The sequence below is a fragment of the Pseudomonas sp. D1-36 genome, from assembly GCF_051132205.1.
In the GTDB taxonomy this organism is placed as follows: domain Bacteria; phylum Pseudomonadota; class Gammaproteobacteria; order Pseudomonadales; family Pseudomonadaceae; genus Aquipseudomonas.
In genome coordinates this window covers 5,029,089-5,053,106 of the sequence record NZ_CP071674.1, presented here as the reverse complement: position 1 = coordinate 5,053,106, position 24,018 = coordinate 5,029,089, and the positions used below count along the sequence as shown (strand labels likewise).

The following is a 24,018-nucleotide window of genomic DNA, read 5'->3' as shown; positions in this document are numbered from 1 at the left end:
TTAGCGTCACTCAATTTGCGAGGGCTTTATGGCTCGTACTACACCGATTAACCGCTACCGTAACATCGGTATCGTTGCTCACGTGGATGCTGGTAAGACCACCACCACCGAGCGCGTCCTTTTTTACACCGGCAAAAGTCACAAAATGGGCGAGGTGCATGACGGCGCCGCGACCACAGACTGGATGGTTCAGGAGCAGGAGCGTGGTATTACCATTACTTCTGCTGCTATTACCGCCTTCTGGAAAGGTTCCGAGAAGCAGTACCCGCACGAGCATCGCTTCAACGTTATCGATACCCCGGGCCACGTAGACTTCACCATTGAAGTTGAGCGTTCCCTGCGTGTACTCGACGGCGCGGTCGTTGTGTTCTGTGGTACTTCGGGCGTTGAGCCTCAGTCGGAAACCGTATGGCGTCAGGCCAACAAATACGGTGTTCCACGTCTTGTTTATGTAAACAAGATGGACCGTGCTGGTGCCAACTTCCTGCGCGTGATCGGTCAGATCAAGCAGCGTCTGGGTCACACTCCGGTGCCTATCCAGCTCGCTATCGGTTCGGAAGACAACTTCCAGGGCCAGATCGACCTGATCAACATGCAGGCCGTGTACTGGAATGACTCCGACAAGGGCATGGTCCCTGTTCGTAAGGAAATTCCTGCCGAGCTGTTGGAAGAAGCCGAGCAATGGCGCAGCAACATGGTTGAGGCTGCGGCCGAAGCCAATGAAGAGCTGATGAACAAGTACCTCGAGGGCGAAGAACTCTCCAACGAGGAAATCAAGGCCGCTCTGCGTCAGCGTACTATCGCTGGTGAGATCGTTCTGGCTGTTTGCGGTTCTTCCTTCAAGAACAAGGGCGTTCCCCTGGTTCTCGACGCCGTTATCGACTTCCTGCCTGCTCCAACCGACATTCCTGCTATCAAGGGTTCCAACCCGGATAACGAGGAAGAGGAAATGGAGCGTCACGCAAGTGACGACGAGCCGTTCGCGGCTTTGGCGTTCAAGATCGCTACTGACCCATTCGTGGGTACCTTGACCTTCGTTCGAGTTTACTCGGGCGTGTTGGCATCCGGCGACGGCGTGATCAACTCGGTAAAAGGCAAGAAAGAGCGCGTGGGTCGTATGGTGCAAATGCACGCAAACGCCCGTGAAGAAATCAAGGAAGTGCGCGCTGGCGACATCGCGGCCTTGATCGGCATGAAGGACGTCACCACCGGTGAAACCTTGTGCAACGCTGACAAGCCAATCATCCTGGTTCGCATGGACTTCCCGGAGCCGGTTATCTCGGTTGCCGTTGAGCCTAAGACCAAGGACGACCAGGAAAAAATGGGTATCGCTCTGGGCAAGCTCGCTCAGGAAGACCCTTCTTTCCGCGTCAAGACTGATGAAGAGACTGGTCAGACGATCATCTCCGGCATGGGCGAGCTGCACCTGGACATCCTGGTTGACCGGATGCGCCGTGAGTTCAACGTCGAAGCCAACATCGGTAAGCCTCAGGTTTCCTATCGTGAGCGCATCACGAAGAGCTGTGAAATCGAAGGCAAGTTCGTTCGCCAGTCCGGCGGTCGTGGCCAGTTCGGTCATTGCTGGATCCGTTTTGCACCGGCTGACGAAGGTCAGGAAGGTCTGCAATTCCTGAACGAAGTCGTTGGTGGTGTGGTTCCTAAGGAATACATCCCGGCGATCCAGAAAGGTATCGAAGAGCAGATGAAGAACGGCGTTGTTGCCGGCTATCCGCTGATCGGCCTGAAGGCGACTGTGTTCGACGGTTCTTACCACGACGTCGACTCCAACGAGATGGCGTTTAAGGTGGCTGCTTCCATGGCTACCAAGCAACTGGCCCAGAAGGGCGGTGGTGAGTTGCTTGAACCTATCATGGCGGTAGAAGTCGTTACGCCTGAAGACTACATGGGTGATGTCATGGGCGACCTTAACCGTCGTCGTGGCATGATTCTGGGTATGGAAGATACGGTTTCCGGCAAGGTTATCCGCGCCGAGGTTCCGTTGGGTGAGATGTTCGGTTACGCAACCGACGTTCGCTCCATGTCTCAGGGTCGCGCAAGCTACTCTATGGAATTCAAAAAATACAATACAGCTCCGTCGCATATCGTCGAGACTGTTACCAAAAAGCAAGGCTGATCCAGCCCCTTTAAGCTAGGAGTTAATTGTCGTGGCTAAAGAAAAATTTGAACGGAACAAACCGCACGTCAACGTTGGCACCATCGGCCACGTTGACCACGGTAAAACTACCCTGACCGCTGCTCTGACCCGTGTCTGCTCCGAAGTTTTCGGTTCGGCCAAGGTTGACTTCGACAAGATCGACAGCGCCCCGGAAGAGAAAGCTCGCGGTATCACCATCAACACCGCTCACGTTGAATACGATTCGTCCGTGCGTCACTACGCACACGTTGACTGCCCAGGTCACGCCGACTACGTAAAAAACATGATCACCGGTGCTGCCCAGATGGACGGCGCGATCCTGGTTTGCTCGGCCGCTGATGGTCCGATGCCACAAACCCGTGAGCACATCCTGCTGTCCCGTCAGGTAGGCGTTCCGTACATCGTTGTCTTCCTGAACAAGGCTGACATGGTTGACGACGCTGAGCTGCTGGAACTGGTTGAGATGGAAGTGCGCGACCTGCTGAGCACTTACGACTTCCCAGGTGATGACACTCCAATCATCATCGGTTCGGCTCTGATGGCTCTGAACGGCCAAGACGACAACGAAATGGGCACCACTGCTGTCAAGAAGCTGGTGGAAACTCTGGACAGCTACATCCCAGAGCCAGAGCGTGCTATCGACAAGCCGTTCCTGATGCCAATCGAAGACGTATTCTCGATCTCCGGTCGCGGTACTGTTGTGACTGGTCGTGTTGAGCGTGGCATCGTCCGTATCCAGGAAGAAGTTGAGATCGTCGGTCTGCGCGACACTCAGAAAACTACCTGCACCGGCGTTGAAATGTTCCGCAAGCTGCTCGACGAAGGTCGTGCTGGCGAGAACTGCGGCGTACTGCTGCGCGGCACCAAGCGTGACGACGTTGAGCGTGGCCAGGTTCTGGTCAAGCCAGGCACCGTCAAGCCGCACACCAAGTTCACCGCAGAAGTCTACGTTCTGAGCAAGGAAGAAGGCGGTCGTCACACTCCGTTCTTCAAAGGCTACCGTCCACAGTTCTACTTCCGTACAACTGACGTGACTGGTAACTGCGAGCTGCCAGAAGGCGTTGAAATGGTAATGCCAGGTGACAACATTCAGATGACTGTCACTCTGATCAAGACCATCGCAATGGAAGACGGCCTGCGTTTCGCTATCCGTGAAGGCGGTCGTACCGTCGGCGCTGGCGTCGTAGCCAAAGTCATCGAATAAGACTCTTTCAGAGTCGACTCGATGAACAGGAAAGCCCCCGCTTAGCGGGGGCTTTTTTATTAGGTTGACACCTATCAGGGGCGTCTATAGAATTGCGCCTCCTTTTAACGGGCGTATTGCGCCCGGTGGGAATAGCAGCCGGAGTCTGAAATCCAATGCAAAATCAGCAAATCCGTATCAGGTTGAAGGCTTTTGACCATCGCCTGATCGACCAATCCACCCAGGAAATCGTGGAAACCGCGAAACGTACTGGTGCTCAAGTGCGTGGTCCAATTCCACTGCCTACCCGTAAAGAGCGGTTCACCGTTCTGGTCTCCCCGCACGTCAACAAAGACGCGCGTGACCAGTACGAGATCCGTACTCATAAGCGCGTTCTGGACATCGTCCAGCCAACGGATAAAACCGTTGATGCTCTTATGAAGCTTGATCTTGCGGCCGGTGTGGAAGTGCAGATCAGCCTCGGCTAAGACTCGGTCTTAGTCGTGTAACGCTCTGAAATGGGCGGCCATAGCGGGTGAAAGCCCCGTACACTCATGAGGTTTACAACATGACTATTGGTGTAGTCGGTCGTAAATGCGGTATGACCCGTATTTTCACCGAAGAAGGTGTCTCCATTCCGGTCACGGTCATTGAGATCGAGCCGAATCGCGTCACCCAGTTCAAAACTGAAGAGACCGATGGCTATCGTGCAGTGCAAGTCACTGTCGGCGAGCGTCGCGCTTCGCGTGTAACAGCTGCTCAAGCTGGCCACTTCGCCAAGGCGAACGTAGCCGCTGGTCGTACCGTAATGGAATTCCGCCTTGAAGAAGGCGAGTACCAGGCCGGCGATCTGATCAACGCTGAAATCTTCGCTGCTGGTCAACTGGTTGATGTAACCGGTCAGTCCAAAGGTAAAGGCTTCCAGGGTACGATCAAGCGTTGGAACTTCCGCGGGCAAGATAACACCCACGGTAACTCCGTATCCCACCGCGTTCCAGGCTCTATCGGCCAGTGCCAGACTCCTGGTCGTGTATTCAAGGGCAAAAAAATGTCCGGTCATATGGGCGCTGAGCGCGTGACCGTGCAGTCCCTCGAAGTAGTGCGCGTGGACGCTGAACGCAATCTGTTGTTGGTCAAGGGCGCTGTTCCTGGCGCTACTGGCGGCAACTTGGTTGTACGTCCAGCAGCCAAGGCTCGCGGTTAAGGGGAAGCTGACATGCAATTAAATGTAAATGACGCTCAAGCGATCGAAGTTTCCGAACTGACATTTGGCGGCGAATTCAACGAGACGCTGGTTCACCAAGCAGTCGTGGCCTACATGGCCGGCGGCCGTCAAGGTAGCAAGCAGCAAAAGACCCGTTCCGACGTTTCTGGTGGCGGTAAGCGCCCATGGCGTCAGAAAGGTACTGGCCGTGCTCGTGCCGGTACTATCCGTAGCCCAATCTGGCGTGGCGGCGGTACCACTTTCGCAGCTCGTCCTCAGGATCACTCCCAGAAGCTGAACAAGAAGATGTACCGCGCAGCAATGCGTTCCATCCTTGCTGAGCTGGTGCGTACTGATCGTCTGGTCGTGGTTCAGGACTTCGCTGTTGAAGCACCGAAAACCAAAGATCTGCTGAACAAGCTGAATGGCATGGGTCTGACTGACGTCCTGATCGTGTCTGACGCTGTTGATCAGAACCTGTACCTGGCTGCTCGCAACCTGCCACACGTCGACGTTCGTGACGTGCAGGGTTCCGATCCGGTCAGTCTGATCGCATACGACAAGGTGTTGATCACCGTGTCGGCCGTGAAGAAATTCGAGGAGCTGCTGGGATGAACCAGGAACGCGTATTTAAAGTTCTGCTTGGCCCGCACGTTTCCGAGAAGGCTACGGTTCTGGCAGACAAGAAAGGCCAGTTCGTTTTCAAGGTTGCAACCGATGCAACCAAGCTGGAAATCAAGAAGGCCGTCGAAAGCCTGTTCAGCGTCAAAGTAGAGCGCGTTACTACCCTGAATGTTCTGGGTAAGAGCAAGCGCACTGCTCGCGGTCTGGGCAAGCGTAATGACTGGAAGAAGGCAGTTATCTCCCTTCAGCCAGGCCAAGATCTCGATTTCAGCAGCAGTGCTGAGTAAGGAAGGGGTGCATCATGGCAATCGTTAAATGCAAACCGACTTCCCCTGGCCGCCGTTTTGTGGTCAAGGTGGTCAACCAGGAGCTGCATAAAGGCGCTCCTCACGCACCGCTGCTCGAGAAAAAATCGAAGTCTGGTGGTCGTAACAACAATGGCCGTATTACCACTCGTCACGTTGGTGGTGGTCATAAGCAGCATTATCGTCTGGTCGACTTCCGTCGCAACGACAAGGATGGCATCGCTGCCACCGTCGAGCGTATCGAATACGATCCAAACCGTACTGCTCACATCGCTCTGCTGCTGTACGCAGATGGCGAGCGTCGCTACATCATCGCCCCTAAAGGCGTGAGCGCTGGCGACCAGCTGATCGCAGGTGCCTTGGCGCCGATCAAGCCGGGCAACGCTCTGCAACTGCGTAACATTCCAGTTGGTAGCACCGTACACGGCATCGAATTGAAGCCAGGTAAAGGCGCGCAAATCGCTCGTTCCGCTGGTGCTTCGGCTCAGCTGATCGCTCGTGAGGGTGTCTACGTGACCCTGCGTCTGCGTTCTGGTGAGATGCGTAAAGTACTGGCTGAATGCCGTGCGACCCTGGGCGAAGTCTCGAACTCCGAGCACAGCCTGCGTTCGTTGGGTAAAGCTGGTGCCAAGCGCTGGCGTGGCGTTCGCCCAACCGTTCGTGGTGTTGCCATGAACCCGGTTGACCACCCACATGGTGGTGGTGAAGGTCGTACCTCTGGTGGTCGTCATCCGGTATCGCCATGGGGCTTCCCGACTAAGGGCGCGAAGACTCGTGGTAATAAGCGTACCGACAAAATGATCGTCCGTCGTCGCAAGTAAATAGAGGGATACGACAGTGCCACGTTCTCTGAAAAAAGGTCCTTTTATTGATCTTCACCTACTGAAGAAGATCGAAGTGGCGGCGGAAAAGAACGATCGCAAACCAGTTAAGACCTGGTCGCGCCGTTCGATGATCCTGCCACAAATGGTCGGTCTGACCATCGCTGTACACAACGGTCGCCAGCACGTCCCAGTTCTCGTGAACGAAGACATGGTCGGCCACAAACTGGGCGAGTTCGCCGGTACCCGCACATACCGTGGGCACGTGGCTGACAAGAAAGCCAAGCGTTAAGGGGTAAGGAAATGGAAGTAGCCGCTAAGTTGTCGGGCGCTCGAATCTCCGCCCAGAAAGCCCGCTTGGTCGCCGACCAGATCCGCGGGAAGAAGGTGGGCGAAGCGCTCAACCTGTTGGCTTTCAGCAGTAAGAAAGCCGCCGAGATCATGAAAAAAGTGCTGGAGTCGGCCGTAGCCAACGCCGAGCATAACGAAGGCGCAGACGTTGATGACCTGAAGGTCAGCACCGTTTTCGTCAACGAAGGGCGTTCGCTGAAGCGCATCATGCCACGTGCCAAAGGCCGTGCTGATCGCATCGTCAAGCGGTCTTGCCATATCACTGTCAAGGTTGCTGACAAGTAACGGAGTCGAAGAGATGGGTCAGAAAGTACATCCCATTGGCATTCGCCTGGGAATCGTCAAGGAGCACACCTCCGTCTGGTACGCAGACGGCCGGACTTATGCGGACTACTTGTTCGCTGATCTGAAGGTGCGTGAGTATCTCCAAGACAAACTAAAAAGCGCGTCCGTCAGCCGTATCGATATCCATCGTCCGGCTCAGACTGCACGTATCACCATCCACACCGCTCGCCCAGGTATCGTTATCGGGAAGAAAGGTGAAGATGTTGAGAAACTGCGTCAGGACCTGACCAAGCAAATGGGTGTGCCTGTGCACATCAATATCGAAGAGATCCGCAAGCCGGAACTCGACGGTATGCTGGTTGCGCAGAGCGTAGCTCAGCAGCTGGAGCGCCGTGTAATGTTCCGTCGCGCTATGAAGCGCGCTGTACAGAACGCAATGCGCATTGGTGCCAAAGGCATCAAAATCCAAGTGAGCGGTCGTCTCGGCGGTGCTGAAATCGCACGTACTGAATGGTATCGCGAAGGTCGTGTGCCACTGCACACCCTGCGTGCCGACATCGACTATGCCAACTACGAAGCTCACACCACCTACGGTGTGATCGGTGTAAAGGTTTGGATCTTCAAAGGCGAAGTAATTGGTGGTCGCCAAGAAGAACTGAAGCCACAAGCACCAGCGCCTCGTAAAAAAGCTGCTAAGTAAGGGGTACGCCAAATGTTGCAACCAAAGCGTACGAAGTTCCGCAAGCAGATGACCGGTCACAACCGTGGCCTGGCATTGCGCGGTAGCAAAGTCAGCTTCGGCGAGTTCGCGCTGAAGTCTGTTGCTCGTGGTCGTCTCACCGCTCGTCAGATCGAGTCAGCGCGTCGTGCTCTGACCCGTCACGTAAAACGTGGCGGCAAGATCTGGATCCGTGTATTCCCGGACAAGCCTGTCACCAAGAAGCCACTCGAAGTTCGGATGGGTAAAGGTAAGGGTAACGTGGAGTACTGGGTTGCCCAGATTCAGCCAGGCAAAGTCCTGTACGAAATCGAGGGTGTTTCTGAAGAGCTGGCGCGTGAGGCTTTCGCCCTGGCTGCTGCAAAGCTGCCGCTCGCCACCTCCTTTGTTAAACGGACGGTGATGTGATGAAAGCGAATGAACTTCGTGAAAAATCAGCACAGCAGCTGAACGAGCAACTGCTCGGCCTGCTGCGCGACCAGTTCAATCTGCGTATGCAGAAAGCAACTGGCCAGTTGGGGCAGTCTCATCTGCTCTCGCAAGTTAAGCGTGACATCGCTCGCGTGAAAACTGTGCTCAACCAGCAGGCAGGTAAGTAATCATGGCTGAAGCCGAAAAAACTGTCCGTACGCTGACTGGCCGTGTTGTCAGCGACAAGATGGACAAAACCATCACCGTTCTGATCGAGCGTCGCGTTAAGCACCCGATCTACGGTAAATACGTTAAGCGTTCGACTAAGCTGCACGCGCACGACGAAACCAATCAGTGCCACATCGGCGACAAGGTCACTATTCGTGAGACTCGTCCGATGGCCAAGACCAAGTCTTGGGCGCTGGTTGATGTTCTCGAACGCGCTGTGGAAGTCTAAGGGCTAGGGGTCGGAGAAATTATATGATTCAGACTCAATCCATGCTCGATGTGGCCGATAACAGCGGCGCTCGCCGTGTTATGTGCATCAAGGTGCTGGGTGGCTCCCATCGTCGTTACGCTGGTATCGGTGACATCATCAAAGTTACCGTCAAGGAAGCAATTCCTCGCGGTAAGGTGAAAAAAGGCCAAGTGATGACTGCTATCGTAGTCCGCACTCGCCACGGTGTTCGTCGTGCTGACGGCTCCATCATCCGCTTTGATGGCAACGCTGCTGTTCTGTTGAACAACAAGCAAGAGCCAATCGGCACCCGTATCTTTGGGCCAGTGACCCGTGAACTTCGTACTGAGAAGTTCATGAAGATCGTCTCGCTCGCCCCAGAAGTGCTGTAAGGAGATCCGACATGCAAAAGATTCGTCGTGACGACGAGATCATCGTGATCGCCGGCAAAGACAAGGGTAAGCGCGGTAAGGTGCTGAAGGTTCTTGCTGACAACCGTCTGGTTGTTGGTGGTCTGAACCTGGTCAAGCGTCATACCAAGCCTAACCCGATGTCGGGCGTACAAGGCGGTATCGTCGAGAAAGAAGCGCCACTGCACGCTTCCAACGTCGCCATCTTCAACGGCGAAACCAACAAGGCTGACCGCGTTGGTTTCAAAGTAGAAGACGGTAAGAAAATTCGTGTCTTCAAGTCGACCCAAAAAGCGGTTGATGCTTGAACACTGCTAGGTAGAAGACCATGGCACGACTAAAAGAGATTTACCGGAAGGAAATCGCACCGAAACTTAAGGAAGAACTTAAGCTTTCGAACGTGATGGAAGTTCCGCGCGTTACCAAAATCACCCTGAACATGGGTCTGGGCGAAGCGATCGGCGACAAAAAAGTCATCGAGCATGCCGTTGCCGACCTGGAAAAGATCACCGGTCAGAAAGTCGTTGTGACTTACGCTCGGAAATCCATCGCTGGCTTTAAAGTCCGTGAAGGTTGGCCGATCGGCGTCAAAGTGACCCTGCGCCGTGAGCGTATGTACGAGTTCCTGGATCGTCTGCTGTCGATCTCCCTGCCTCGGGTTCGCGACTTCCGCGGCCTGAATGCCAAGTCCTTCGATGGTCGTGGCAACTACAGCATGGGCGTGAAAGAGCAGATCATTTTCCCGGAAATCGATTACGACAAGATCGATGCTCTCCGCGGTCTGGACATTACCCTGACCACCACTGCTCGGACGGATGAAGAAGGTCGCGCGCTGCTGCGTGCTTTCAAATTCCCGTTCCGCAACTGATTGGAGTAGGACAATGGCCAAGAAGAGCATGAAGAACCGTGAGCTGAAGCGTCAGCTCACCGTTGCCAAGTACGCCACCAAGCGTGCAGCGCTGAAAGCTATCATCGTTGATCTGAACGCAAGTCCAGAAGCGCGTTGGGAAGCTACCGTAGCACTGCAGAAGCAGCCACGTGACGCCAGCGCCTCGCGCATGCGTAACCGCTGCCGCCTGACTGGTCGTCCGCACGGCGTGTACCGCAAGTTCGGCCTCGGCCGTAACATGCTGCGTCAAGCCGCTATGCGTGGTGACGTTCCAGGTCTGGTCAAAGCCAGCTGGTAAGCACTGTCAATGTCCTGGTGTTCGGGGTCGCGAGATCCTGACCGCCGGTGACCTTGAACTTGAATCAAGCCCCTTTTGGGGCTTGATTCATTTCTGGGGTGTGTCTAGAATACCCGGCTCGCCTGAGCCCGTGTTTTTATTGCGCGGATGCGCTCGGCGACACGTACTAGCCGAAAGGCTAATTTTTTGTGTATTAGGAGCGTCTAGCCCATGAGTATGCAGGACCCGTTAGCGGACATGCTAACTCGTATCCGTAATGCCCAGATGGCTGAAAAGTCCGTCGTAAGCATGCCATCTTCCACGTTGAAGGTAGCTGTTGCCAAAGTCCTGAAGGACGAAGGTTACATTGCGGGTTATCAGATCAGCAGCGAAATCAAGCCTCTGCTGTCCATCGAGCTGAAGTACTTCGAAGGCCGTCCGGTCATCGAGGAAGTGAAGCGCGTTAGCCGTCCTGGCCTGCGTCAGTACAAGTCCGTTGAGGATCTGCCGAAAGTTCGTGGCGGCCTGGGCGTGTCTATCGTCTCCACCAACAAAGGTGTGATGACGGATCGTGCTGCGCGCGCTGCCGGTGTCGGCGGCGAAGTTCTTTGCACTGTGTTCTAAGGGGGGATAAGCATGTCACGCGTCGCTAAGAACCCCGTTAAGCTGCCAGCCGGTGTCGAAGTCAAATTCGCAGGCCAACAGCTTTCGGTGAAGGGTGCCAAGGGCACTCTGCAACTGAACATCCATTCGTCCGTTGAGATCGTTGAAGAAGCTGGTGAGCTGCGTTTCGCTGCTCGCAATGGCGATCAACAGACTCGCGCAATGGCTGGTACCACTCGTGCGTTGGTTAACAACATGGTCCAAGGCGTAAGCCAAGGCTTCGAGCGCAAGCTCCAGCTGGTCGGTGTTGGTTACAAAGCGCAAGCAAAAGGCACAGTGCTGAACCTGGCTCTTGGCTTCTCGCACCCAGTGGATTATGAACTGCCGGAAGGCATCACCGCTGAGACTCCTAGCCAGACCGATATCCTGATCAAGGGCATCGACAAGCAGCTGGTAGGTCAAGTGGCCGCCGAGATCCGCGACTTCCGTCCACCAGAGCCGTACAAAGGCAAAGGTGTGCGCTACGCGGACGAAGTCGTCCGTCGTAAAGAAGCCAAGAAGAAGTAGGGCATAGCAAATGACCGACAAAAAAGTTACTCGACTGCGTCGCGCTCGCAAAGCACGCCTGAAAATGCACGAACTCGAAGTCGTGCGTCTCTGCGTGTTCCGCTCGTCGCAGCACATCTACGCCCAGGTCATTTCGGCCGACGGCAACAAAGTCCTGGCAAGTGCCTCGACTTTGGATAAAGAACTGCGTGATGGCGCCACTGGCAACATCGACGCGGCCACTAAGGTTGGCCAGCTGGTCGCTACGCGTGCTAAAGCCGCTGGCGTCTCGCAGGTGGCTTTCGACCGCTCTGGCTTCAAGTACCACGGCCGCGTCAAGGCGCTGGCTGATGCTGCTCGTGAAGCTGGGCTGGAGTTCTAAGTTATGTCAAATAACGACCAAAAGCGCGACGAAGGCTACATCGAGAAGCTGGTTCAAGTTAACCGCGTAGCCAAAACCGTTAAAGGCGGCCGTATCTTCACTTTCACCGCGTTGACCGTGGTAGGTGATGGTAAGGGCCGTGTTGGCTTCGGCCGTGGCAAGTCGCGTGAAGTGCCTGCTGCGATCCAGAAGGCAATGGAAGCTGCTCGCCGCAACATGATCCAGGTTGATCTGAACGGCACCACCCTGCAGTACGCAATGAAGTCTGCCCATGGCGCTTCGAAGGTGTACATGCAGCCTGCTTCTGAAGGTACCGGTATCATCGCTGGTGGCGCTATGCGTGCTGTCCTCGAAGTTGCTGGCGTTCAGAACGTTCTGGCCAAGTGCTACGGCTCGACTAACCCGGTAAACGTGGTTCACGCCACCTTCAAGGGTTTGAAAGCAATGCAGTCTCCTGAATCCATTGCCGCCAAGCGTGGCAAAAGCGTCAAGGAGATCTTCTGATCATGGCTACCGTAAAAGTTACGCTGATCAAAAGCATGACCGGCCGCATCCCTAACCACAAACTGTGCGTTAAGGGTCTGGGTCTGCGTCGCATCGGTCATACTGTAGAAGTCCAGGATACTCCCGAGAATCGCGGGATGATCAACAAGGCTTACTACATGCTGCGTGTCGAGGGTTAATCGATGAAACTCAATGATCTGAGTCCAGCGCCGGGTTCCCGTCGCGAAAAGCATCGTCCGGGCCGTGGTATCGGTAGTGGTTTGGGCAAGACCGGTGGCCGTGGCCACAAAGGTCAGACCTCCCGCTCCGGTGGCACCATCGCTCCAGGCTTTGAAGGCGGTCAACAGCCGCTGCATCGTCGCCTGCCGAAGTTCGGTTTCGTTTCCCTGAAGGCCATGGACCGCGCTGAAGTGCGTCTGTCCGAGCTGGCCAAAGTGGACGGCGACATCGTCACCGTGCAGTCCCTGAAGGATGCCAACGTGATCAACCAGAACGTACAGCGTGTGAAAATCATGCTGTCGGGCGAAGTTGCTCGTGCTGTCACCATCGGAAAGGGAATCGGCGCCACCAAAGGTGCGCGTGCGGCTATCGAAGCAGCTGGCGGCAAGTTCGAGGAATAAATGGCTAAGCAAGGTGCTCTCTCTGCGCTCGGCAAAGGCGGTATGTCTGAACTCTGGGCTCGTCTGCGTTTTCTGTTCCTGGCGATTATCGTCTACCGAATAGGCGCACACATCCCGGTTCCAGGTATCAACCCGGACCGACTCGCGGACCTGTTTCGACAGAATGAGGGGACCATTCTTAGCTTGTTCAACATGTTTTCCGGCGGCGCGCTGGAGCGGATGAGCATCTTTGCACTGGGGATCATGCCGTACATTTCGGCATCGATCATCATGCAGCTGATGTCCGCTGTCAGTCCGCAGTTGGAGCAGTTGAAGAAGGAAGGTGAAGCTGGCCGTCGCAAGATCAGCCAGTACACCCGCTACCTCACTGTCGTCCTCGCTCTCGTCCAGGCCGTTGGCATGTCCATCGGTCTGGCGGGGCAGGGCGTAGCGTTCACTGGTGACTTTGGCTTCCATTTCGTCGCGGTAACCACTTTTGTGGCGGGCGCGATGTTCATGATGTGGCTGGGTGAGCAGATTACTGAGCGTGGTGTTGGCAACGGTATCTCGATGTTGATCTTCGCAGGTATCGTCGCCGGTCTTCCGAGAGCGATCGGGCAGTCTTTCGAGTCTGCGCGTCAGGGCGATATCAACATCTTTGCTCTGGTTGCCATCGGTTTGCTGGCAGTAGCGATTATCGGTTTCGTGGTGTTCATCGAGCGTGGTCAGCGTCGTATTGCTGTTCACTACGCCAAGCGTCAGCAGGGCCGTAAGGTTTTTGCTGCGCAGACCAGCCACTTGCCGTTGAAGGTGAACATGGCCGGTGTTATCCCGGCCATTTTCGCGAGCAGCATCTTGCTGTTCCCGGCTTCGTTGGGTGCCTGGTTCGGCCAGTCTGAAGGTATGGGCTGGTTGCAGGACATCTCGCAGTCGATCGCTCCTGGTCAGCCGTTGAATATTCTGCTGTTTAGTGCAGGGATTATTTTCTTCTGCTTCTTCTATACGGCGTTGATGTTCAATCCGAAAGACGTAGCGGAAAACCTGAAGAAGTCCGGTGCCTTTATTCCGGGTATCCGTCCTGGTGAGCAGTCTGCGCGCTACATTGATGGCGTTCTGACTCGTTTGACCTTGTTCGGTGCTCTTTACATGACGGCCGTCTGCTTGCTTCCCCAGTTCCTGGTGGTTGCGGCAAACGTTCCGTTCTACCTTGGCGGGACCTCGTTGCTGATCGTGGTCGTGGTTGTGATGGACTTCATGTCCCAAGTACAATCGCACCTCGTTTCGCACCAGTACGAATCCCTGATGAAGAAAGCCAACCTGAAGGGCTACGGCAGCGGCATGTTGCGCTGAGTAGCGTCCATAAGGTTCGAGGAGTTGGTGATGAAAGTTCGTGCATCGGTGAAAAAGCTGTGCCGCAACTGCAAGATTATTCGCCGCGAAGGTGTTGTTCGGGTAATTTGCAGCGCGGAACCGCGTCACAAACAGCGCCAAGGCTGAGTGTGATTGTGCTTTAAGCCCGGCAGCTAGTGCGCTGCCGGGTTGATTATTTGTTATTACAGCGATATTATCTCGCGCCCTATTTCTTGGCTTCCGGGGCGTAGGTAGCTGTCAATTGGAGTCCCACTGAATGGCCCGTATTGCAGGCGTTAACATTCCAGATAACAAGCATACTGTTATCTCGCTGACCTACATCTATGGTGTTGGTCGCACTACTGCACAGAAAATTTGTGCAGAGACTGGGGTCAACCCAGCCGCAAAGATCAAGGATCTGAGCGACGAGCAAATTGAACAGCTGCGTGGCGAAGTGGCGAAGTTCACCACTGAAGGTGACCTGCGTCGCGAAATCAACATGAAAATCAAGCGCTTGATGGACCTCGGTTGCTATCGCGGTCTGCGTCATCGTCGTGGTCTGCCAGTACGCGGTCAGCGTACCAAGACCAACGCGCGTACCCGTAAAGGTCCGCGTAAGCCGATCCGCAAGTAATCGCCCCAGCGAATCGACAGGAATTTAATCATGGCAAAACCTGCTGCTCGTCCTCGTAAAAAAGTTAAAAAGACAGTGGTTGATGGCATCGCCCACATCCATGCTTCTTTTAACAACACCATCGTGACCATTACCGACCGTCAAGGTAACGCTCTTTCCTGGGCTACCTCCGGTGGTTCGGGTTTCCGCGGTTCCCGCAAGTCCACCCCGTTCGCTGCTCAAGTAGCTGCTGAGCGTGCTGGTCAAGCTGCGCTGGAATACGGCCTGAAAAACCTCGACGTCAACGTCAAAGGTCCAGGTCCAGGTCGTGAATCCGCAGTCCGCGCTTTGAACGGCTGTGGCTACAAGATCGCCAGCATCACCGACGTGACGCCAATCCCGCACAACGGGTGCCGTCCGCCGAAGAAGCGCCGCGTGTAATCCAGGAGATTGTAAAGAATGGCTCGTTACATTGGTCCAAAATGCAAACTCGCTCGTCGCGAAGGCACCGATCTCTTCCTGAAGAGCGGCGTGCGCGCGATCGAATCGAAGTGCAACATCGAAGCAGCACCTGGTATCCACGGCCAACGCCGCGGTCGCCAGTCCGACTACGGCACCCAACTGCGTGAAAAGCAGAAGGTCCGTCGTATCTACGGCGTTCTCGAGCGTCAATTCAGCGGCTACTACAAAGAAGCTGCTGGCAAGAAAGGCGCAACCGGCGAAAACCTGTTGCAGCTGCTCGAATGCCGCCTGGACAACGTTGTATACCGTATGGGTTTCGGTTCTACTCGTGCCGAATCCCGTCAGCTGGTATCGCACAAGTCGATCAGCGTTAACGGCCAGACCGTGAACGTTCCGTCCTACCAGGTTCGTGCTGGTGACGTGGTTGCTGTTCGCGAGAAAGCAAAGAACCAACTTCGCATTGTCCAAGCTCTCGATCTGTGTGCCCAACGTGGCCGCGTAGAATGGGTAGAAGTAGACACTGAGAAGAAGTCGGGCGTTTTCAAGAACGTTCCTGCTCGCAGTGATCTGTCCGCCGACATCAACGAAAGCCTGATTGTCGAGCTCTACTCCAAGTAAGGGCTAGAAAATAGGTGCATCCATGCAGATTTCGGTAAATGAGTTCCTGACACCCCGCCATATTGATGTGCAGGTTGTCAGTCCAACCCGCGCCAAGATCACACTCGAGCCTCTCGAGCGTGGTTTCGGCCACACCCTGGGCAACGCGCTGCGCCGCATCCTGTTGTCCTCAATGCCCGGCTGTGCAGTAGTCGAGGCCGAGATTGACGGTGTGCTCCATGAGTACAGCGCCATCGAAGGTGTACAGGAAGACGTAATTGAAATCCTGTTGAACCTTAAAGGTCTGGCTATCAAGCTGCACGGTCGTGACGAAGTTACGCTGACCTTGTCGAAGAAGGGTTCGGGGGTGGTTACCGCTGCCGATATTCAGCTGGATCATGATGTCGAGATCGTTAACCCCGATCACGTAATCGCTAACCTGGCGTCTAACGGCGCCCTGAACATGAAGCTCACCGTAGCTCGTGGTCGTGGTTATGAACCGGCAGACTCGCGTCAGAGCGATGAAGACGAAAGCCGCAGCATTGGTCGCTTGCAGCTTGACTCTTCGTTCAGCCCGGTTCGCCGTATCGCATACGTGGTGGAAAACGCCCGTGTCGAACAGCGTACCAACCTGGACAAGCTGGTTATTGATCTGGAAACCAACGGTACCCTGGATCCTGAAGAGGCAATCCGCCGCGCTGCAACCATTCTGCAACAGCAGTTGGCTGCGTTCGTCGACCTCAAGGGTGACATCGTGCCTGAGGCTATCGAGCAGGAAGACGAGATCGATCCGATCCTGCTTCGCCCGGTTGACGATCTGGAACTGACTGTACGTTCGGCTAACTGCCTTAAGGCGGAAAACATCTACTACATCGGCGACCTGATTCAGCGTACCGAAGTAGAGCTGTTGAAGACTCCGAACCTTGGCAAGAAATCCTTGACTGAAATCAAGGACGTTCTGGCCTCCCGCGGTCTGTCCCTCGGCATGCGCCTCGACAACTGGCCGCCTGCAAGTCTTAAGAAGGACGACAAGGCGACTGCCTGATCGTCGTAATCACCGAACGTTGTGTTTGGTAAGGAATGAACCATGCGTCATCGTAAAAGTGGTCGTCACCTGAGCCGCACCAGCTCGCACCGCAAGGCCATGTTCCAGAACATGGCGGTGTCGCTGTTCGAGCACGAGCTGATCAAAACTACACTGCCGAAAGCCAAAGAACTGCGCCGCGTTGCCGAGCCGCTGATCACTCTGGCCAAGACAGACAGCCTGGCTAACCGCCGCCTGGCCTTCGACCGTACTCGTTCGAAAGCCATCGTTGGTAAGCTCTTCAACGACCTGGGCAAGCGTTACGCTACCCGTGAGGGTGGCTACCTGCGCATCCTCAAGTGCGGTTTCCGCGCTGGCGACAACGCGCCTATGGCGTACGTCGAGTTGGTTGATCGTGCTACTGCTGGCGAAGCTGTAAGCGCCGAGTAAGACGACAGTCTGCAACGAAGAACCGGGCCCAGTGCCCGGTTTTTTGTGCTCGCAAGAAAAAGAGCTTATTCATACAAGCTTGCTTGGGTCGCAAACGCCACTATATGGCGTTGGGGTTGTTGTTAGATAATTTCTATTGAAGCGCACAATTTAATGAATTTGTGGCGCTCATCTTGTTGATCAATACTCCTCACCAGCCGATTAGCCGGCAGTCCGAAGACCGACCTAGGAAGAATTGAGCATGAGCCAGATCAAAACGCTTACGACCGCTAGCGGCGCCCCCGTCGCCGATAACCAGAACTCTCGCTCCGCAGGTCCTCGTGGCCCGCTGTTGCTCGATGATTTCCACCTGATCGAGAAGCTTGCTCATTTCAACCGCGAAAATATTCCCGAGCGTCGTGTGCACGCTAAAGGGTCGGGCGCATACGGTACGTTTACCGTAACGCGTGACATTACCCAATACACCAGCGCCAAGCTGTTCGAATCGGTCGGTAAGCAGACGCCTACGTTCCTTCGCTTCTCTACCGTGGGCGGCGAACGCGGTTCTGCGGATACCGAGCGCGATCCTCGAGGCTTCGCCCTTAAGTTCTACACAGAAGAAGGTAACTGGGACATCGTTGGCAACAACACCCCGGTGTTCTTCATCCGCGACCCGCTGAAATTCCCAGACTTCATCCACACTCAGAAACGCTTGCCGCAAAGCAACCTCAAGAGTGCCCAGATGATGTGGGATTTCTGGTCGCATTCCCCAGAGGCGCTGCACCAGGTCACCATTCTGTTTTCCGATCGGGGTATTCCTGACGGCTACCGTCATATGCACGGCTTCGGCAGTCACACCTACAGCCTGATCAATGGCCAAGGCGAGCGTCACTGGGTTAAATGGCACTACAAGACCAAGCAAGGCATCAAGAATCTCGCGCCGGCCGAAGCCGCGCGCCTGGCGGGCACCGATCCGGATTACGCCCAGCGTGACCTGTTCAATGCGATTGAGCGCGGTGACTTTCCAAAATGGAGCGTCTGCATCCAAATCATGAGCGAAGCCCAGGCTGCAGCCCATTACGAGAATCCGTTCGACGTGACCAAGACCTGGTCGCAGAAGGAATTCCCGCTGATCGAAGTCGGCGAACTCGAGCTGAATCGTAATCCCTTGAACTACTTTGCCGAAGTGGAGCAAGCGGCGTTCGGGCCGAGCAACATGGTGCCGGGCGTGGGTCTTTCGCCTGATCGCATGTTGCAGGGCCGTGTATTCGCCTACGCCGATGCTCACCGCTACCGCGTAGGTACCAACCACCAGCAACTGCCGGTGAATGCTCCGCGCAGCCCGGTCAATACCTACCAGCGCGACGGTTCCATGGCTTTTGGCAGTAACGGCGGCGCAGCGCCAAACTATGAGCCCAACAGTTACGTGGAGGCGCCGAAGCAAGCCCCGCGTTATGCGGAACCGGCACTGGCCCTCAGCGGTGCAGCGGATCGTTATGATCATCGCGAGGACACCGACTACTACAGCCATGCAGGTGCGCTGTTCCGCTTGATGAACGAGGAACAGAAGGCGCTGTTGATCAGCAATATCGCCGGTGCAATGGCAGGCGTGTCGGCTGACGTGATTGATCGCCAACTGCAGCATTTCTTCAAGGCAGACCCTGCTTACGGAGAGGGTATCGCGAAGGCGTTGGGCGTACAGCTTAACTAAGTCTAAACGAGAAGCAGAACCGCCCTCATTTGGGCGGTTTTTGCGTTATTTAGCGCTCTTTTCTTAGATTATCTTCGCTTTTGTTGCGCTGGGCGAGTGACCTTGCAGTCAGCTTGGTTCAAACTAGAGCCTTTCAAAGCTTGTGGAGATGTAGGGCGATGCAAGGTCACCCAGACGTAATCGATTACCTCAACACGTTGCTGACCGGCGAACTGGCGGCCCGTGATCAATATTTCATCCATTCGCGGATGTACGAGGATTGGGGTTTTACCGAGCTCTACGAACGTATCAACCATGAGATGGAAGAAGAGGCTCAGCACGCCGATGCGCTGATGCGCCGGATCCTGATGCTTGAAGGCACGCCACGCATGCGTCCGGACGACCTGGACATCGGCACTACCGTGCCTGACATGCTCGCTGCCGACTTGCGTTTGGAGTACAAGGTTCGCGCTGCTTTGTGTAAAGGTATCGAGCTGTGCGAGCAGCACAACGACTATGTAACTCGCGAGATCTTACGTGTGCAGCTCAACGACACCGAAGAAGATCACACTTACTGGCTGGAAAAACAGTTGGGCCTGATCAAGCTGATCGGGTTGGAGAATTACCTGCAATCGCAATATTGATCGTAGGCAGGTTCTCTCTGAAAAACGAAAAGCCCCTGGCATCGATGGGATGCCAGGGGCTTTTTCGTGTCCGGGCCAATCAGTCCCGGTCACGCTCCAGCAATGGCTTGAGGTAGTGCCCAGTGTGGGACTGCTTCATTTCCGCCACTTGTTCCGGCGTACCTACCGCGATGATCTGTCCGCCCTTGGATCCGCCCTCCGGCCCCAGGTCCACCAGCCAGTCAGCGGTCTTGATCACGTCCAGGTTGTGCTCGATAACCACCACGGTGTTGCCGTGATCGCGCAGGCGGTGGAGCACGTCGAGCAACTGCTGGATATCGGCGAAATGCAGACCGGTGGTCGGCTCGTCGAGGATATACAGGGTCTTGCCGGTATCGCGCTTGGACAGCTCGCGGGATAGCTTCACCCGTTGGGCCTCCCCACCGGACAAGGTCGTCGCCGATTGCCCGAGCTTGATGTACGAAAGGCCTACATCCATCAATGTCTGGAGCTTGCGCGCCAATGCCGGCACCGCGTCGAAGAAGACCCGGGCCTCTTCGATGGTCATCTCCAGGGTTTCGTGGATGTTCTTGCCCTTGTACTTGATCTCCAGTGTTTCCCGGTTGTAGCGCTTGCTCTTGCATACGTCGCACGGCACGTAGATATCGGGCAGGAAGTGCATTTCCACCTTGATCAAGCCATCGCCCTGGCAGGCTTCGCAGCGTCCGCCCTTGACGTTGAACGAGAACCGGCCTGGCCCGTAGCCCCGTGAGCGCGATTCCGGTACGCCGGCGAACAGCTCACGGATCGGTGTGAACAATCCGGTGTATGTCGCGGGGTTGGAACGTGGCGTCCGGCCAATCGGGCTCTGGTCGATGTCAACGACTTTATCGAGATGCTCGAGGCCCTTGATGCTGTCGTGGGCGGCGGCTTCCAGGGTCGTGGCACCGTTCAAGGCCGTGGCGCTCAGTGGGAACAGCGTGTTGTTGATCAACGTCGACTTGCCGGAGCCGGATACGCCGGTGACGCAGGTCAGCAGACCAATGGGAATTTCCAGGTCGACATTGCGCAAGTTGTTGCCGCGGGCGCCCTTGAGGGTCAGCGACAACTTCTTGTTACGCGGCGTACGTTTGGCCGGCACCTTGATCTTCACTCGGCCAGACAGGTACTTGCCGGTCAACGAGTCAGGGTGCGCCATGACCTCGGCCGCCGTCCCTTGGGCGACGATGTGGCCGCCGTGCACGCCCGCGCCGGGACCGATGTCCACTACATAGTCGGCCAGGCGGATCGCGTCCTCATCGTGCTCGACCATGATGACTGTGTTGCCAATGTCCCGCAGGTGTTTCAGCGTTCCGAGCAAGCGGTCGTTGTCCCGCTGATGCAGGCCAATGGACGGTTCGTCGAGGATGTACATGACGCCCACCAGGCCGGCGCCGATCTGGCTGGCGAGGCGGATACGCTGGGCCTCGCCACCAGACAGCGTGTCAGCGCTGCGGTCGAGGGTCAGGTAGTCCAGGCCTACGTTCACGAGGAACTGCAAGCGCTCGCGGATTTCCTTGAGGATCTTGTCGGCGATTTCGCCCCGACGGCCCGTCAGCTTGAGCCCACCGAAATAATCGGTAGCATCGCCGATCGGCAGGCTGGTCACCGCCGGCAAGGTTTTCTCGCCGACCCACACGTGCCGCGCCTCCCGGCGCAAACGGGTGCCGCGGCAGTCCGGGCAGGGCTGGGTGCTGAGGAACTTGGCCAGTTCCTCACGCACGCTGGCCGACTCGGTCTCGCGGTAGCGCCGCTCCAGGTTGGGCACGATGCCTTCGAACGGGTGGGAGCGCTTGACGATATCGCCACGGTCGTTCAGGTATTTGAAGTCGACGTTTTGCGAGCCGCTGCCTTGCAGGATGAACTTCTTCTGTTCGGCGGGCAGTTCGTTGAAGGGTTTGTCCAGGCTGAACTTATAGTGAGCCGCCAGCGACCCGAGCATCTGGAAGTAATAGACGTTACGCCTGTCCCAGCCGCGAATCGCGCCCTCGGCCAGGGTCAGTTCGCCATTGACCAAACGCTTGGTGTCGAAGAACTGCTTGACCCCCAGACCGTCGCAGGTCGGGCAAGCGCCGGCCGGGTTGTTGAACGAGAACAGCTTGGGCTCCAGCTCGCTGATGGCGTGGCCGCAGATCGGGCAGGCAAAGCGCGCGGAAAAGATGATCTCTTCGCCGGGTTCGTCGTCCATCGGCGCAACCAACGCTATGCCGTCCGCCAGTTTCAGGGCCGTCTCGAAGGATTCGGCGAGGCGCTGTTGCAGGTCGCCCCGGACCTTGAAACGGTCCACTACCACGTCGATCGAGTGCTTCTTCTGTTTATCCAGCTTCGGCAGTTCGTCCAGCTCGCACAGCTTGCCGTTGACCCGGGCACGTACGAAGCCTTGAGCGCGCAGTTCTTCGAACACCATAAGGTGTTCGCCCTTGCGCTCGCGTATGACCGGCGCCAGGAGCATCAACTTGCTGCCTTCGGGTTGGGCCAGCACCAGGTCGACCATCTGGCTGACGGTCTGGGCTTCCAGCGGGATGTCGTGGTCGGGGCAGCGGGGCATGCCGACACGCGCATACAGCAGGCGCAGGTAGTCGTAGATCTCGGTAATGGTGCCTACCGTCGACCTCGGGTTGTGGGAGGTCGATTTCTGCTCGATGGAGATCGCCGGCGACAGGCCTTCGATGGTGTCGACGTCGGGTTTTTCCATCATCGACAAGAACTGCCGGGCATACGCCGACAGCGATTCGACATAGCGTCGCTGGCCTTCGGCGTACAAGGTATCGAAGGCCAGGGATGATTTACCGGATCCGGACAGGCCGGTGATGACGATCAGCTTGTCCCGGGGCAGGGTCAGGTCGATGTTCTTCAGGTTGTGGGTACGGGCCCCACGAATCAGGATCTTGTCCAAAGTGGCCTCGCTCGGCGGGCGTCGAAAACGTAGGAGTATACGGGTAAACACTGGATGGATACACACTATCAAGTGTCATACATGAAGACTGCGCGGCAAACGGTCGCCATATACCCCCTCAATCGATGGGACTGGTAGAATCCCCGCCGGTTCACACGAGGTTTTTCCATGCACGATCCCCACAGCGAACGCATGAGTAGCGGCGAGACCCGCGCGGCAAGCGGTCTGGCCCTGGTGTTCGCCTTCCGCATGCTGGGCATGTTCATGGTGTTGCCGGTACTGGCGACCTATGGCATGGACCTGGCAGGCGCGACCCCGGCCCTCATCGGGTTGGCGATCGGCGCCTATGGCCTGACCCAGGCCATTTTCCAGATTCCCTTCGGCATTATTTCCGACCGTATCGGGCGACGTCCCGTCATTTACCTGGGGCTCATCGTGTTTGCCCTCGGCAGTGTGCTGGCGGCGAACGCGGATTCGATCTGGGGCGTGATCGCCGGACGGATCCTGCAAGGGGCGGGGGCGATTTCCGCCGCCGTCATGGCCTTGCTGTCAGACCTGACTCGCGAACAGCATCGGACAAAAGCCATGGCCATGATCGGCATGACGATTGGTCTGTCGTTCGCGGTCGCCATGGTTGTAGGACCGTTGGTGACGCGTGCCTTTGGCTTATCGGGCCTGTTTCTGGCAACCGGTGCCATGGCATTGGTCGGTATCCTCATCGTCGCGGTCTTCGTGCCGCGCTCTACCGGGCCCTTGCAGCACCGCGAATCCGGCGTGGCCCGCCAGGCGCTGGTGCCGACACTCAGACATCCCGACCTGCTGCGCCTGGACCTTGGCATCTTCGTCCTCCATTCCATGCTGATGTCCAGCTTCGTGGCCCTGCCGCTGGCACTTGTGCAAAAGGCCGGCCTGCCCAAGGAGCAGCATTGGTGGGTCTACCTGACGGCACTGGTTATTTCGTTCTTCGCCATGGTCCCGTTCATCATCTATGGCGAGAAGCGACGCAAAATGAAACGAGTTTTACTCGGCGCCGTCGTGACCCTCATGCTCACTGAGCTATTCTTCTGGCAGTTCGGCGACAGCCTGCGGGCCCTGGTGATCGGCACCGTGGTTTTCTTTACCGCGTTCAATCTGCTGGAGGCGTCGTTGCCGTCGCTGATCAGCAAGGTTTCACCGGCGGGCGGCAAGGGCACGGCGATGGGGGTGTATTCCACCAGCCAATTCCTCGGTTCGGCGTTGGGCGGGATTCTCGGCGGCTGGCTGTTCCAGCATGGCGGTTTGTCGGTTGTGTTCCTGGGTTGCGCCGCGCTGGCTGCACTTTGGTTGGCCTTTGCTGTTACCATGCGCGAACCTCCGTATGTGACGAGCCTGCGCTTGCCGTTGTCGCCCGAAGCCATTCGCGAAGCAGGCCTGGCCGAGCGCCTCAGGGCCGTCGTTGGAGTAACCGATGCAGTGGTGGTCGCCGACGAGGCGGCCGTATACATCAAACTGGACACCGAATTATTGGATCGTGCGACGCTCGAGCGCCTGGTGAATAACCCGGCCCCGGCAGCGTGCGAAGCCTAGGAGAA

At 56.4% G+C, this 24,018-nt stretch carries 34 protein-coding genes; 33 read left to right on the top strand and 1 reads right to left on the bottom strand.

All coding sequences use genetic code 11. The annotated features are described in order from the left end of the window. Positions 1 to 28 precede the first annotated feature (28 nt). The 32 genes from fusA to bfr all read left to right on the top strand — a co-directional run bounded on the left by fusA (position 29) and on the right by bfr (position 19,533). Complete coding sequence (gene fusA / locus J3P76_RS22755; RefSeq protein ID WP_434562044.1) at positions 29 to 2,134, top strand: elongation factor G; 2,106 nt, start codon at positions 29 to 31, stop codon at positions 2,132 to 2,134. Between the two features lie 31 nt (positions 2,135 to 2,165). Next, complete coding sequence (tuf, locus tag J3P76_RS22750; RefSeq protein WP_339481469.1) at positions 2,166 to 3,359, top strand: elongation factor Tu; 1,194 nt, start codon at positions 2,166 to 2,168, stop codon at positions 3,357 to 3,359. A 155-nt stretch (positions 3,360 to 3,514) separates the two neighbouring features. Next, on the top strand, positions 3,515 to 3,826 hold the full coding sequence (gene rpsJ / locus J3P76_RS22745; protein WP_003186070.1) for a 30S ribosomal protein S10: 312 nt from the start codon (positions 3,515 to 3,517) through the stop codon (positions 3,824 to 3,826). An 80-nt stretch (positions 3,827 to 3,906) separates the two neighbouring features. Further along, a complete protein-coding gene (gene rplC, locus J3P76_RS22740) occupies positions 3,907 to 4,542 on the top strand; it encodes a 50S ribosomal protein L3 (RefSeq protein ID WP_003186059.1) in 636 nt (211 codons plus the stop codon). A gap of 12 nt (positions 4,543 to 4,554) precedes the next feature. Continuing rightward, on the top strand, positions 4,555 to 5,157 hold the full coding sequence (gene rplD / locus J3P76_RS22735) for a 50S ribosomal protein L4 (protein ID WP_003186057.1): 603 nt from the start codon (positions 4,555 to 4,557) through the stop codon (positions 5,155 to 5,157). Then, positions 5,154 to 5,453, top strand: coding sequence for a 50S ribosomal protein L23 (gene rplW, locus J3P76_RS22730; protein WP_002555488.1), 300 nt, complete (start codon positions 5,154 to 5,156; stop codon positions 5,451 to 5,453). The genes rplD and rplW overlap by 4 nt, the downstream gene beginning before the upstream one ends. A gap of 14 nt (positions 5,454 to 5,467) precedes the next feature. Next, complete coding sequence (gene rplB, locus J3P76_RS22725; RefSeq protein ID WP_007924198.1) at positions 5,468 to 6,292, top strand: 50S ribosomal protein L2; 825 nt, start codon at positions 5,468 to 5,470, stop codon at positions 6,290 to 6,292. A gap of 16 nt (positions 6,293 to 6,308) precedes the next feature. Continuing rightward, positions 6,309 to 6,584, top strand: coding sequence for a 30S ribosomal protein S19 (gene rpsS, locus J3P76_RS22720; protein WP_002555486.1), 276 nt, complete (start codon positions 6,309 to 6,311; stop codon positions 6,582 to 6,584). A gap of 11 nt (positions 6,585 to 6,595) precedes the next feature. After that, positions 6,596 to 6,928 (top strand): 50S ribosomal protein L22, encoded by a 333-nt coding sequence (gene rplV / locus J3P76_RS22715; protein ID WP_003103908.1) that lies wholly within the window; start codon positions 6,596 to 6,598, stop codon positions 6,926 to 6,928. A gap of 13 nt (positions 6,929 to 6,941) precedes the next feature. Next, positions 6,942 to 7,628 carry a 30S ribosomal protein S3 gene (rpsC, locus tag J3P76_RS22710; RefSeq protein WP_003176422.1) on the top strand — a complete coding sequence of 229 codons (687 nt, stop codon included), beginning with the start codon at positions 6,942 to 6,944 and terminating at the stop codon, positions 7,626 to 7,628. A gap of 12 nt (positions 7,629 to 7,640) precedes the next feature. Then, positions 7,641 to 8,054: a 50S ribosomal protein L16 gene (gene rplP / locus J3P76_RS22705; protein ID WP_003186052.1), complete on the top strand. Its 414-nt coding sequence runs from the start codon at positions 7,641 to 7,643 to the stop codon at positions 8,052 to 8,054. After that, the gene (gene rpmC / locus J3P76_RS22700) at positions 8,054 to 8,245 is read left to right on the top strand and encodes a 50S ribosomal protein L29 (RefSeq protein WP_002555481.1); all 192 of its coding nucleotides are present in this window, start codon (positions 8,054 to 8,056) and stop codon (positions 8,243 to 8,245) included. The genes rplP and rpmC overlap by 1 nt, the downstream gene beginning before the upstream one ends. 2 nt (positions 8,246 to 8,247) lie before the next feature. Next, positions 8,248 to 8,514, top strand: coding sequence for a 30S ribosomal protein S17 (gene rpsQ, locus J3P76_RS22695; RefSeq protein WP_003194644.1), 267 nt, complete (start codon positions 8,248 to 8,250; stop codon positions 8,512 to 8,514). Between the two features lie 23 nt (positions 8,515 to 8,537). Continuing rightward, a complete protein-coding gene (gene rplN, locus J3P76_RS22690; protein WP_420767526.1) occupies positions 8,538 to 8,906 on the top strand; it encodes a 50S ribosomal protein L14 in 369 nt (122 codons plus the stop codon). Between the two features lie 11 nt (positions 8,907 to 8,917). Continuing rightward, the gene (rplX, locus tag J3P76_RS22685) at positions 8,918 to 9,232 is read left to right on the top strand and encodes a 50S ribosomal protein L24 (RefSeq protein ID WP_003186046.1); all 315 of its coding nucleotides are present in this window, start codon (positions 8,918 to 8,920) and stop codon (positions 9,230 to 9,232) included. Between the two features lie 20 nt (positions 9,233 to 9,252). Next, positions 9,253 to 9,792, top strand: coding sequence for a 50S ribosomal protein L5 (gene rplE / locus J3P76_RS22680; RefSeq protein ID WP_030140492.1), 540 nt, complete (start codon positions 9,253 to 9,255; stop codon positions 9,790 to 9,792). A gap of 13 nt (positions 9,793 to 9,805) precedes the next feature. Further along, positions 9,806 to 10,111, top strand: a complete 306-nt coding sequence (gene rpsN / locus J3P76_RS22675; protein ID WP_003186042.1) for a 30S ribosomal protein S14 — start codon at positions 9,806 to 9,808, stop codon at positions 10,109 to 10,111. Positions 10,112 to 10,321: 210 nt separating this feature from the next. Then, on the top strand, positions 10,322 to 10,714 hold the full coding sequence (gene rpsH / locus J3P76_RS22670) for a 30S ribosomal protein S8 (RefSeq protein ID WP_017848802.1): 393 nt from the start codon (positions 10,322 to 10,324) through the stop codon (positions 10,712 to 10,714). A 12-nt stretch (positions 10,715 to 10,726) separates the two neighbouring features. Then, positions 10,727 to 11,260 carry a 50S ribosomal protein L6 gene (gene rplF, locus J3P76_RS22665; RefSeq protein ID WP_003186039.1) on the top strand — a complete coding sequence of 178 codons (534 nt, stop codon included), beginning with the start codon at positions 10,727 to 10,729 and terminating at the stop codon, positions 11,258 to 11,260. Positions 11,261 to 11,270: 10 nt separating this feature from the next. Continuing rightward, the gene (rplR, locus tag J3P76_RS22660) at positions 11,271 to 11,621 is read left to right on the top strand and encodes a 50S ribosomal protein L18 (RefSeq protein WP_003186037.1); all 351 of its coding nucleotides are present in this window, start codon (positions 11,271 to 11,273) and stop codon (positions 11,619 to 11,621) included. A gap of 3 nt (positions 11,622 to 11,624) precedes the next feature. Continuing rightward, positions 11,625 to 12,125 carry a 30S ribosomal protein S5 gene (gene rpsE / locus J3P76_RS22655; protein WP_003186035.1) on the top strand — a complete coding sequence of 167 codons (501 nt, stop codon included), beginning with the start codon at positions 11,625 to 11,627 and terminating at the stop codon, positions 12,123 to 12,125. Positions 12,126 to 12,127: 2 nt separating this feature from the next. Next, the gene (gene rpmD, locus J3P76_RS22650) at positions 12,128 to 12,304 is read left to right on the top strand and encodes a 50S ribosomal protein L30 (RefSeq protein ID WP_003176408.1); all 177 of its coding nucleotides are present in this window, start codon (positions 12,128 to 12,130) and stop codon (positions 12,302 to 12,304) included. Between the two features lie 3 nt (positions 12,305 to 12,307). Beyond that, on the top strand, positions 12,308 to 12,745 hold the full coding sequence (gene rplO / locus J3P76_RS22645; RefSeq protein ID WP_003186032.1) for a 50S ribosomal protein L15: 438 nt from the start codon (positions 12,308 to 12,310) through the stop codon (positions 12,743 to 12,745). Then, on the top strand, positions 12,746 to 14,074 hold the full coding sequence (gene secY, locus J3P76_RS22640; protein WP_018612224.1) for a preprotein translocase subunit SecY: 1,329 nt from the start codon (positions 12,746 to 12,748) through the stop codon (positions 14,072 to 14,074). A 30-nt stretch (positions 14,075 to 14,104) separates the two neighbouring features. Next, the gene (gene rpmJ, locus J3P76_RS22635; RefSeq protein ID WP_002555468.1) at positions 14,105 to 14,221 is read left to right on the top strand and encodes a 50S ribosomal protein L36; all 117 of its coding nucleotides are present in this window, start codon (positions 14,105 to 14,107) and stop codon (positions 14,219 to 14,221) included. A gap of 130 nt (positions 14,222 to 14,351) precedes the next feature. Continuing rightward, entirely contained in the window at positions 14,352 to 14,708 is a 357-nt protein-coding gene (gene rpsM, locus J3P76_RS22630) for a 30S ribosomal protein S13 (protein WP_009045849.1), read from the top strand. Between the two features lie 30 nt (positions 14,709 to 14,738). Next, positions 14,739 to 15,128 carry a 30S ribosomal protein S11 gene (gene rpsK / locus J3P76_RS22625; RefSeq protein ID WP_002555466.1) on the top strand — a complete coding sequence of 130 codons (390 nt, stop codon included), beginning with the start codon at positions 14,739 to 14,741 and terminating at the stop codon, positions 15,126 to 15,128. Between the two features lie 18 nt (positions 15,129 to 15,146). Then, on the top strand, positions 15,147 to 15,767 hold the full coding sequence (gene rpsD / locus J3P76_RS22620) for a 30S ribosomal protein S4 (protein ID WP_003176404.1): 621 nt from the start codon (positions 15,147 to 15,149) through the stop codon (positions 15,765 to 15,767). A gap of 22 nt (positions 15,768 to 15,789) precedes the next feature. Continuing rightward, the gene (locus J3P76_RS22615) at positions 15,790 to 16,791 is read left to right on the top strand and encodes a DNA-directed RNA polymerase subunit alpha (RefSeq protein WP_420767527.1); all 1,002 of its coding nucleotides are present in this window, start codon (positions 15,790 to 15,792) and stop codon (positions 16,789 to 16,791) included. A 42-nt stretch (positions 16,792 to 16,833) separates the two neighbouring features. After that, a complete protein-coding gene (gene rplQ, locus J3P76_RS22610) occupies positions 16,834 to 17,220 on the top strand; it encodes a 50S ribosomal protein L17 (RefSeq protein WP_003176402.1) in 387 nt (128 codons plus the stop codon). Between the two features lie 241 nt (positions 17,221 to 17,461). After that, the gene (locus J3P76_RS22605) at positions 17,462 to 18,910 is read left to right on the top strand and encodes a catalase (protein ID WP_434562046.1); all 1,449 of its coding nucleotides are present in this window, start codon (positions 17,462 to 17,464) and stop codon (positions 18,908 to 18,910) included. 158 nt (positions 18,911 to 19,068) lie between these two features. Then, positions 19,069 to 19,533, top strand: coding sequence for a bacterioferritin (gene bfr, locus J3P76_RS22600; RefSeq protein WP_420767529.1), 465 nt, complete (start codon positions 19,069 to 19,071; stop codon positions 19,531 to 19,533). A 79-nt stretch (positions 19,534 to 19,612) separates the two neighbouring features. On the opposite strand, the gene uvrA is transcribed toward bfr, so the two are convergent. Next, positions 19,613 to 22,447 carry an excinuclease ABC subunit UvrA gene (gene uvrA / locus J3P76_RS22595; protein ID WP_434701268.1) on the bottom strand — a complete coding sequence of 945 codons (2,835 nt, stop codon included), beginning with the start codon at positions 22,445 to 22,447 and terminating at the stop codon, positions 19,613 to 19,615. A 168-nt stretch (positions 22,448 to 22,615) separates the two neighbouring features. Here uvrA and J3P76_RS22590 point away from each other — a divergent pair, with 168 nt between their 5' ends. Further along, entirely contained in the window at positions 22,616 to 24,013 is a 1,398-nt protein-coding gene (locus J3P76_RS22590) for an MFS transporter (protein WP_434701267.1), read from the top strand. Positions 24,014 to 24,018: the final 5 nt, after the last annotated feature.

What these genes read in the sequence shown, in the direction of transcription:
- fusA (WP_434562044.1), top strand. Translation starts at nt 29, where the DNA reads ATGGCTCGTACTACACCGATTAACCGCTACCGTAACATCGGTATCGTT.
- rpsJ (WP_003186070.1), top strand. Translation starts at nt 3,515, where the DNA reads ATGCAAAATCAGCAAATCCGTATCAGGTTGAAGGCTTTTGACCATCGC.
- rplC (WP_003186059.1), top strand. Translation starts at nt 3,907, where the DNA reads ATGACTATTGGTGTAGTCGGTCGTAAATGCGGTATGACCCGTATTTTC.
- rplD (WP_003186057.1), top strand. Translation starts at nt 4,555, where the DNA reads ATGCAATTAAATGTAAATGACGCTCAAGCGATCGAAGTTTCCGAACTG.
- rplW (WP_002555488.1), top strand. Translation starts at nt 5,154, where the DNA reads ATGAACCAGGAACGCGTATTTAAAGTTCTGCTTGGCCCGCACGTTTCC.
- rplB (WP_007924198.1), top strand. Translation starts at nt 5,468, where the DNA reads ATGGCAATCGTTAAATGCAAACCGACTTCCCCTGGCCGCCGTTTTGTG.
- rplV (WP_003103908.1), top strand. Translation starts at nt 6,596, where the DNA reads ATGGAAGTAGCCGCTAAGTTGTCGGGCGCTCGAATCTCCGCCCAGAAA.
- rpsC (WP_003176422.1), top strand. Translation starts at nt 6,942, where the DNA reads ATGGGTCAGAAAGTACATCCCATTGGCATTCGCCTGGGAATCGTCAAG.
- rplP (WP_003186052.1), top strand. Translation starts at nt 7,641, where the DNA reads ATGTTGCAACCAAAGCGTACGAAGTTCCGCAAGCAGATGACCGGTCAC.
- rpmC (WP_002555481.1), top strand. Translation starts at nt 8,054, where the DNA reads ATGAAAGCGAATGAACTTCGTGAAAAATCAGCACAGCAGCTGAACGAG.
- rpsQ (WP_003194644.1), top strand. Translation starts at nt 8,248, where the DNA reads ATGGCTGAAGCCGAAAAAACTGTCCGTACGCTGACTGGCCGTGTTGTC.
- rplN (WP_420767526.1), top strand. Translation starts at nt 8,538, where the DNA reads ATGATTCAGACTCAATCCATGCTCGATGTGGCCGATAACAGCGGCGCT.
- rplX (WP_003186046.1), top strand. Translation starts at nt 8,918, where the DNA reads ATGCAAAAGATTCGTCGTGACGACGAGATCATCGTGATCGCCGGCAAA.
- rplE (WP_030140492.1), top strand. Translation starts at nt 9,253, where the DNA reads ATGGCACGACTAAAAGAGATTTACCGGAAGGAAATCGCACCGAAACTT.
- rpsN (WP_003186042.1), top strand. Translation starts at nt 9,806, where the DNA reads ATGGCCAAGAAGAGCATGAAGAACCGTGAGCTGAAGCGTCAGCTCACC.
- rpsH (WP_017848802.1), top strand. Translation starts at nt 10,322, where the DNA reads ATGAGTATGCAGGACCCGTTAGCGGACATGCTAACTCGTATCCGTAAT.
- rplF (WP_003186039.1), top strand. Translation starts at nt 10,727, where the DNA reads ATGTCACGCGTCGCTAAGAACCCCGTTAAGCTGCCAGCCGGTGTCGAA.
- rplR (WP_003186037.1), top strand. Translation starts at nt 11,271, where the DNA reads ATGACCGACAAAAAAGTTACTCGACTGCGTCGCGCTCGCAAAGCACGC.
- rpsE (WP_003186035.1), top strand. Translation starts at nt 11,625, where the DNA reads ATGTCAAATAACGACCAAAAGCGCGACGAAGGCTACATCGAGAAGCTG.
- rpmD (WP_003176408.1), top strand. Translation starts at nt 12,128, where the DNA reads ATGGCTACCGTAAAAGTTACGCTGATCAAAAGCATGACCGGCCGCATC.
- rplO (WP_003186032.1), top strand. Translation starts at nt 12,308, where the DNA reads ATGAAACTCAATGATCTGAGTCCAGCGCCGGGTTCCCGTCGCGAAAAG.
- secY (WP_018612224.1), top strand. Translation starts at nt 12,746, where the DNA reads ATGGCTAAGCAAGGTGCTCTCTCTGCGCTCGGCAAAGGCGGTATGTCT.
- rpmJ (WP_002555468.1), top strand. Translation starts at nt 14,105, where the DNA reads ATGAAAGTTCGTGCATCGGTGAAAAAGCTGTGCCGCAACTGCAAGATT.
- rpsM (WP_009045849.1), top strand. Translation starts at nt 14,352, where the DNA reads ATGGCCCGTATTGCAGGCGTTAACATTCCAGATAACAAGCATACTGTT.
- rpsK (WP_002555466.1), top strand. Translation starts at nt 14,739, where the DNA reads ATGGCAAAACCTGCTGCTCGTCCTCGTAAAAAAGTTAAAAAGACAGTG.
- rpsD (WP_003176404.1), top strand. Translation starts at nt 15,147, where the DNA reads ATGGCTCGTTACATTGGTCCAAAATGCAAACTCGCTCGTCGCGAAGGC.
- J3P76_RS22615 (WP_420767527.1), top strand. Translation starts at nt 15,790, where the DNA reads ATGCAGATTTCGGTAAATGAGTTCCTGACACCCCGCCATATTGATGTG.
- rplQ (WP_003176402.1), top strand. Translation starts at nt 16,834, where the DNA reads ATGCGTCATCGTAAAAGTGGTCGTCACCTGAGCCGCACCAGCTCGCAC.
- J3P76_RS22605 (WP_434562046.1), top strand. Translation starts at nt 17,462, where the DNA reads ATGAGCCAGATCAAAACGCTTACGACCGCTAGCGGCGCCCCCGTCGCC.
- bfr (WP_420767529.1), top strand. Translation starts at nt 19,069, where the DNA reads ATGCAAGGTCACCCAGACGTAATCGATTACCTCAACACGTTGCTGACC.
- J3P76_RS22590 (WP_434701267.1), top strand. Translation starts at nt 22,616, where the DNA reads ATGCACGATCCCCACAGCGAACGCATGAGTAGCGGCGAGACCCGCGCG.